A 7,650-nucleotide genomic window follows, 5' to 3' on the forward strand; every position below is an offset into this window, starting at 1 on the left:
TCTGGTTGTAGAGCGCCCGCAACAGCACCGCTTTCCAGTTGTTCCAGGTGTCCGGGCCAACACCGCGAATGTCGCACACCGTCAGCACCAACAGAAGGTCCAGTCGCTTGACCGATTGCACGGCTTTGGCAAAGCCCCGCACGGTACGCGGATCGGCGATATCGCGTTTCTGCGCCATGTCCGACATCAACAGGTGATAGCGCACAAGCCATTCAACGGTGTCGACCTCTTTCGGCTTGAGCCCCAGACGCGGCGCCACCTTGCGGGCAATGCGCGCCCCGAGGATCGAGTGATCCTCGTCCCGGCCCTTGCCGATATCATGCAGCAACAGCGCCACGTAAAGCACCCGGCGATTGAGTCCCTCTTTCAGGATCGTCGAGGAAACAGGCAATTCTTCGATCAACTCGTTTCGCTCGATCTGAGCGAGGTGGCTGATGCATTGGATGATATGTTCGTCGACGGTGTAATGGTGATACATGTTGAACTGCATCATCGCGACGATCGGTTCGAATTCCGGCAGGAAAGCCGACAGGATGCCAAGCTCGTTCATCCGCCGAAGCGCACGTTCCGGGTTGCCGTGCTTGAGCAACAGGTCAAGGAAAAGCTTGTGCGCGCGCGGGTCGTTGCGCATCTCGTCATTGATCAGGTTCAAGTTGGCCGTGACCAGAAGCATCGCATCGGGATGGATCAAAAGGCCGGTGCGCAGCCCCTCTTCAAACAGCCGCAACAAGTTCAGCGGTTCCGACAGGAACGCGTCGTCATCAAGAATCGCCAGGCGGCCATGCACCTCTGTATAGCCGTCTTTCAACTTTTTGCGGCGCCGGAACAGGCGTTGCAGGATCGGTTCGGATTTGATGTGCGACGCTTCAAGCTTTGTCAGGAATATCCGGGTCAGATCGCCGACGGCGGTGGCATGGCGGAAATAGTCCTGCATGAAAACCTCGACTCCGCGGCGCCCGGCGGTATCGGAATACTTCATGCGTTCGGCCACCTCGACCTGCATGTCAAAGGTCAGCTGATCATTGGGGCGCCCGGTGATCAGATGCAGATGACAGCGCACCGCCCAGAGAAAGGTCTCGGCCTTGACGAAGGTGTTGAACTCATCGTCGGTGAACATGCCAAGCGCCACCAGCTCGCTGACATCTGTGACGCCGTGCAGATATTTGGCGATCCAGAACAGCGATTGCAGATCGCGCAGGCCGCCCTTGCCCTCTTTTACGTTGGGCTCGACCATGTACCGTTCGCCCTGCTTTTCGTGGCGCGCATCGCGCTCGGCAAGTTTGGCCTCGGTAAAGTCGCGTTCGGTTCCCTTGAATAGATCGGCCCAGAGGCGGCGGTTCAGATCACTGGCCAACTTGGCATCGCCGGCCAGATGGCGGTTTTCCAAAAGCGCGGTGCGGATCGTGTAATCATCGGCGCCAAGGCGCAGGCAGTCGCGGATCGTGCGGCTGGCGTGGCCAACTTTAAGGCGCAGATCCCACAGGATATAAAGCATCGATTCAATGACGCTTTCAGCCCAGGGGGTGATCTTGTAGGGCGTCAGAAACAACAGGTCGACATCCGATTGCGGCGCCATTTCGCCGCGCCCATAGCCGCCGACGGCAAAGACCGCAAGGCGTTCGGCCTCGGTCGGATTGGGAAGCGGGTGCATCACGCGGGTAGCCACGTCAAGGGTCGTCAGGATAACGCAATCGGTCAGCCAGCAATAGGCGCGGGTCACGGGGCGTGCCTCAAAGGGCTGCTCTGCAAAGGCGGCTGCGATTGCGGCGCGGCCGCGCTTCATCTCGGCGCCAAGCAGGTTGACCACGGCATGGCGCAAGGCGCTCATGTCGCTACCGCTTTCGCTTATGGCCTGGGCAAGCCGGGTCTCGACCTCGCTGAGGTCAAAGATATCGTCTGCGGGGCAAATCAGGTCGTCCCGGCGCGTGATGATATGTGTCATGCTATGGCTGCTTGAAACCCGTCAAAATCCTGCGCCGCCAAAGCTTTGCGGTGCAGGCGACAGGATCACGACCTGCTTGTCGCGGATCGTTGCAACCGCCAGGCCACGTTCGTTGCTGCCATCAAGGTTCAGCCGGAAGACGCCGTTGACGCCTTGGAAACCGGCGGGCTGGGTCAGGGCATTTCGGCCAAGGGCCTCTCGCTGATTGGAACTGGCAAGTGCGCCGATGGCGGCGATTCCGTCATAAGCCAGCCCTGCAATCGGGTGCGGAGGTGTGCCATTGGCAGCCTGAAACCGGTTTATGAACTGTGCGGTGCGCAGCGGATCAGGCAGGGCAAACCAGCCGCCCTGAACGCCCGGCAAGTCGAGTGTCTGTGGCGGCGTGTCCCAGCGGGCGAGGCCGATATACTGAACCTTGTCGGGGCCAAGCCCTGATTCCGGAAGCATCTGGGAAAACAGCGGAAGTGCGCCTGCGGTATTGGCGGTCATGAAGATCGCATCGGCCGCATTGGTTTCGGCGGCGGCGCGGATCGCGGGAAGGGCGCTGACCACGCCCTGTTGCGAGAATTCATAGCTGACGCTTCCGGCAAGGATCGCGCCATTGTTGCGAACGGCCTGTTCGATCGCGGCCCGGCCAAGCTGACCTGCGAGGTTGTCGGAATAGACAGCCATGATCCGCGATTTGCCCTGGCGGGTGGCGAAATCGGCAAGCCGGTTGGCCGTGGTCTGAAAGGTCTGGCCGAGAATAAAGAGGTTGCCGCCCGCGATGGTGGGGTTGTTGGAAAACGCCAGAACGTTGACGTTCTTGTTGGCCACGGCGACGGCCACGGCATTGGCCGATTCGGCATGCAGCGGGCCGACGATGATGCGCGCGCCATCCGCGACCGCGTTGAGGGCGGCGGTCTGGGCCTGCGCCGGCTGACCGGCGGTGCCATAGACCCGCAGGTCGATCGTGACGCCCGCCAGATCAGATACCGCCAGGCGCGCCGCACTTTCCAGATCGCGGGCCAATTGCTGTTCCTGCGCGCTTGCAGAGCCATGCGGCACCAGAAGCGCCACGGTAACCGGAGCGCCTGAGGTGCCGGTTGCGCCGCCGGTATTGCTCAGCGATACAGGTTGACAGGCGGCGAGCCAGAAGGCAGCGAAGACCACAAAGAGGCGGGTGACTGGTTTGCGGATGACATTTAAAAAGACGAACATGCTATGGTCTCACTCCCTTTTTGCGCTTTGCCCGAGGCCATACGCGATTGCACGCGATAATAAACGTCACAGAGGGCGGGTCCAGTGGTGAATCTCAACAAGCAAAAACTGGCCCCCGGCCTCTATCTGATCGCGACGCCGATCGGTACGGCGCGCGATATCACGCTGCGCGCGCTGGATATCCTGGCCTCGGCGGATGTGATTACCGCCGAAGACACCAGAAGCCTGAGGCACCTGATGGACATTCACGGCGTGCCGGTGGGCGAGCGGCCGTTCTGGGCCTATCACGATCACAACGGCGAACGGATGCGCCCGCGTATCCTCGCGGCTTTGGCCGAGGGCAAATCGGTGGTCTATGCCTCGGAGGCGGGCACGCCGATGGTCGCCGACCCCGGTTTCGATCTGGGCCGCTCGGCTGTGGCCGAAGGCTATGACCTTGTTTCGGCGCCGGGGCCTTCGGCGGTGATCACGGCGCTGACGCTGGCCGGCCTGCCGACCGACCGGTTCCTGTTCGCGGGATTTTTGCCCAATGCCTCGGGGCGGCGCAAGACCGTGTTGGGCGAGTTGGCCAACGTACCCGCGACGCTGGTGTTTTACGAATCGCCCAAGCGGGTGGCGGCGATGCTGCGCGATGCCGCGCTGGTGCTTGGCGGTGCGCGTGATGCGGCGATGTGCCGGGAATTGACCAAGAAATTCGAAGAGGTGCGGCGCGGCACGCTTGAAGAGCTTGCCGCAAGCTGTGCCGAAAACCCGCCCAAGGGCGAGATCGTGGTGGTCATTGACCGCGCGCGTTCAGCAAATGTTAGCGAAGAGGACTTAGATCTGGCACTGGGCAAGGCGCTTGAGCGGCTGTCGGTACGCGACGCGGCCGATGCGGTCGCGGCAGAGCTTGGCCTGCCCCGGCGGCAGGTCTATCAGCGCGCGCTGCAACTGGCGGCCGGGGATTAGGGCATTTGCGTGAAGGGGCGCGGCGGGCATGGAGCAGGGTAAGGTCGATGATGCTGCGGCCCTTGTTGCAAAGCGGCGTCAGGAAAAAGGCCAACGCGCCTATCTTTCGGGACAGGCCGCCGAGCAAAGCGTGATCCGCGCCTATGGCGGGCGCGGAACGGCGCTCCTGCAAAGCCGCTGGCGCGGGCAGGGGGGCGAGATCGACCTGATCCTGCGCGACGGCGAGGTTTATGTGTTTTGCGAGGTCAAAAAGGCGGCTACGGTTGATCTTGCGCTTGCACGGTTGCGCCCGACGCAAGCCCGGCGCATCTGTGCGGCGGCGGCGGAATATCTTGGCCAGACCCCCGAAGGGCAACTTGCCTCGGTGCGATTTGATCTGGCGGCGGTCGATGGATCGGGCGCGATCGAGATCGTCGAGAACGCCTTTGGTCATTTCTGAATTGCACCTTTGCCGCCCATGCCGCATGTAAGTGGCAGACCTGAACAAAGGGGCAAAGCATGAAAATCGCGTTTCAGATGGACCCGATCGGGCCGATCAATATCAATGGTGACAGCACCTTTCGCCTTGCCGAAGAGGCGCAGGCGCGTGGGCACGAGTTGTTTCACTACACGCCTGACAAGCTTGCCTATGACGAGGGGCGGGTCACTGCGCGGGGCTGGCCGCTTAGCGTCCAGCGGGTCGAGGGCGATCATTTCCGCCTTGGCGAAGAGACGACGGTCGATCTGGCCGATTTCGATGTGGTCTGGCTCCGCCAGGACCCGCCGTTTGACATGTTCTATACCACCACGACCCATATCCTCGATCGGCTGAGCCCCGGAACCCTGGTGGTGAATGATCCATTCTGGGTGCGCAACTATCCGGAAAAGCTTTTGATTCTGGATTTCCCCCAGCTGATGCCGCCGACGGCCATTGCGCGCGATCTGGCGACGATCCGGGCGTTCCGCGAACGTCATGGCGACGTGATCCTCAAGCCGCTTTACGGCAATGGCGGAGCGGGCGTGTTTCACCTGCCCGAATCCGATCGCAACCTGTCGAGCCTGCACGAGCTTTTCACCGGCTTCAGCCGCGAACCGCTGATCGTGCAAAAATACCTGCCCGAGATCAAACATGGCGACAAGCGCGTCATCCTCGTCGACGGCGAGCCGGTCGGCGCGATCAACCGTGTGCCCGCCACCGGTGAAACGCGATCCAACATGCATGTAGGCGGGCGGCCCGAAAAGGTTGAACTCACCGCGCGCGACCTTGAAATCTGTGCCACGATCGGCCCGCTGTTGCGCGAAAAGGGACAGGTCTTTGTTGGTATCGACGTGATCGGCAACTATCTGACCGAGATCAACGTGACCTCGCCCACCGGCATTCAGGAGCTGGAGCGTTTTGACGGCGTGAACATCGCCGCCAAAATCTGGGAGGTGATAGAAGCCAAGCGCGCATGAGCCTGCGCCGTGCCGTTTTGAACCTGCAATTGCGGCTTATGGAAAAGCCGCATCTGGCGCGGGCGAGGGATCCGGCCAAGCTGCGCTGCAGTTTCGAGCGCAAGGCGTGGTGCTTGTTCCGAAGCCCGCGCGGCAGCCGCTTTGAGCGGGAAACCCTTGGCGATGTGCCGGTGCTCTGGGCCTCTGGCCCGTGGGCCATGCGGGATGCCGGGCCGGTGATCCTTTATTTTCATGGCGGCGGCTATGTGTTCGGATCGGCGCGCACCCACAAGGCGATGCTGGCGCGATTGTCGTCGCTCTGCGGTTTGCCCGCCTGCCTGCCCGATTACCGGTTGGCGCCGGAGCATGCCTTTCCCGCCGCGATCGAGGATGCCCTGGACGCCTATCGCGCCCTGGCGGATCATCCCGGCGGCGTGGTGCTTGGCGGCGATAGTGCGGGCGGCGGTCTGGCGCTGGCGCTTTTGGCCGAGATCGCGCGGTTGGGGCTGCGCCCGCCGCTTGGCACCTTCGCCTTTTCACCGCTGACCGACATGACATTTTCAGGGCCGAGCATAAACGCCAACGCGCGCGCCGACGTGCTTTTGCCAGTGACGCGGATCGGCGATATGGCGCAGATGTATCTTCAGGGGGGTGATCCCGCGGACCCGCGCGCCACGCCGCTTGGGGCCGATTTCAAAGGCGCGCCACCGGTCTGGCTAGCGGTGGGCGATACCGAGATCCTTCTGGATGACACGCGACGGATGGCCGCCCGGCTTGAGGCGCAGGGCGTCACCACGGAGTGCAGGATCGAACATGACCTGCCGCATGTCTGGCCGCTGTTTCAGGGGCTGCTGCCCGAGGCGCAGGACACGCTTTATCAGGTGGCGCTCTGGATCACGTCTCTTTCATCCCGGCCAGACGAAAGCTGACGGCTTCTGCGACATGCGGGTGTCGAACGGCCTGCGATCCGTCGAGGTCGGCAATCGTGCGCGCCACTCGCAGCACCCGGTGATAGCCGCGCGCCGACAGGCCAAAGCGCTCGGCCACCCGGTTGATCAGGGCGCGCCCCTCCGCATCGGGGCCAGCGACATCCTCCAGAAGCTGACCTTCGGCATCGGCATTGAGCCGCATATCCGGGTGATCGGCAAAACGTGCGGACTGGATGTTGCGGGCGTTGGCAATGCGCGCGGCGACGGTTGCTGACTCTTCGCCAGAGGCGGGCAGATCGAGATCGCTGAAGGCCACGGGCGGGACCTCGACCCGCAAATCAAAGCGATCCATGAGCGGGCCGGAAATCCGCCCCATGTAATCCTCGCCACAGATCGGCGCACGGGAACAGGCGCGGGCAGGATCCGTTAGATAGCCGCACTTGCACGGGTTAGCCGCCGCCACCAACATGAACCGGCTGGGGTATTTCACATGCGCATTGGCACGGGCAATCATCACCTCGCCGGTTTCAATCGGCTGGCGCAGAGTTTCCAGCACAGCACGATTGAACTCTGGAAATTCGTCCAAAAACAAAACACCATTGTGGGCCAGACTGATCTCGCCCGGCTTGGCCTGACGCCCACCACCAACAATCGCCGCCATTGATGCGGTGTGGTGTGGCTCCCTGAACGGACGTGTGCGATTGATGCCACCTTCTTCGATCAAGCCACACAAGGACTGGATCATCGAGGTTTGCAGCGCCTCAGCGGGCGTCAGTGGCGGCAAAATGCCCGGCAGTCGTGCCACCAACTTTGATTTCCCTGACCCTGGCGTGCCTACCATCAGTATGTGGTGACGGCCCGCCGCGGCGATCTCCAGCGCGCGTTTGGCTCGTTCCTGTCCCTTGACGTCCCTTAGGTCTTTGGTTGGGGCAGGGCTGTTCACCTCGCCCGGTCGGGCCAAATCGATCAACATTTGCCCGGTGAAATGGCGCACCACGTCGGCTAGGCTGGCGGCGCCGATGACCTTCGCCGCCTCCACCCAGGCTGCCTCTGCCCCCGAGGCCTGCGGGCAAAGCAGTGTGCGGTTCTCCTCGGCCGCGGTCATTGCAGCCGGAAGCGCGCCAACAACAGGAACCAGCGTGCCATCAAGCGACAGCTCACCCAATGCGATGGTTTCGGCGGTGGCATCTGCCGGGATGATTTCTATGGCGGCCAATA

General features: G+C 62.4%; 7 protein-coding genes. 4 read left to right on the top strand and 3 right to left on the bottom strand.

The window, feature by feature from the left end:
* Positions 1–1,942: [protein-PII] uridylyltransferase (locus tag QZ522_RS15930; RefSeq protein ID WP_294613776.1), on the bottom strand; the 1,942-nt coding region annotated here is incomplete at its 3' end.
* 21 nt (positions 1,943–1,963) lie between these two features.
* Complete coding sequence (locus QZ522_RS15935; RefSeq protein WP_294613779.1) at positions 1,964–3,142, bottom strand: penicillin-binding protein activator; 1,179 nt, start codon at positions 3,140–3,142, stop codon at positions 1,964–1,966.
* An 84-nt stretch (positions 3,143–3,226) separates the two neighbouring features.
* On the opposite strand from QZ522_RS15935, the gene rsmI reads away from it, so the two are divergent.
* The 4 genes from rsmI to QZ522_RS15955 are packed head-to-tail and all read left to right on the top strand — an operon-like array spanning position 3,227 to position 6,432.
* A complete protein-coding gene (gene rsmI / locus QZ522_RS15940) occupies positions 3,227–4,090 on the top strand; it encodes a 16S rRNA (cytidine(1402)-2'-O)-methyltransferase (RefSeq protein WP_294613782.1) in 864 nt (287 codons plus the stop codon).
* A 28-nt stretch (positions 4,091–4,118) separates the two neighbouring features.
* Complete coding sequence (locus QZ522_RS15945; protein ID WP_294613785.1) at positions 4,119–4,529, top strand: YraN family protein; 411 nt, start codon at positions 4,119–4,121, stop codon at positions 4,527–4,529.
* A 59-nt stretch (positions 4,530–4,588) separates the two neighbouring features.
* On the top strand, positions 4,589–5,524 hold the full coding sequence (gshB, locus tag QZ522_RS15950) for a glutathione synthase (protein ID WP_294613788.1): 936 nt from the start codon (positions 4,589–4,591) through the stop codon (positions 5,522–5,524).
* Complete coding sequence (locus tag QZ522_RS15955; protein ID WP_294613791.1) at positions 5,521–6,432, top strand: alpha/beta hydrolase; 912 nt, start codon at positions 5,521–5,523, stop codon at positions 6,430–6,432. Before gshB ends, QZ522_RS15955 begins: the two co-directional genes overlap by 4 nt.
* On the opposite strand, the gene QZ522_RS15960 is transcribed toward QZ522_RS15955, so the two are convergent.
* A partial coding sequence (locus tag QZ522_RS15960) for a YifB family Mg chelatase-like AAA ATPase (protein WP_294613794.1) occupies positions 6,398–7,650 on the bottom strand: 1,253 nt, incomplete at its 5' end. The genes QZ522_RS15955 and QZ522_RS15960 overlap by 35 nt on opposite strands.

Source organism: uncultured Roseovarius sp., assembly GCF_913054395.1.
In the GTDB taxonomy this organism is placed as follows: Bacteria; Pseudomonadota; Alphaproteobacteria; order Rhodobacterales; family Rhodobacteraceae; genus Roseovarius.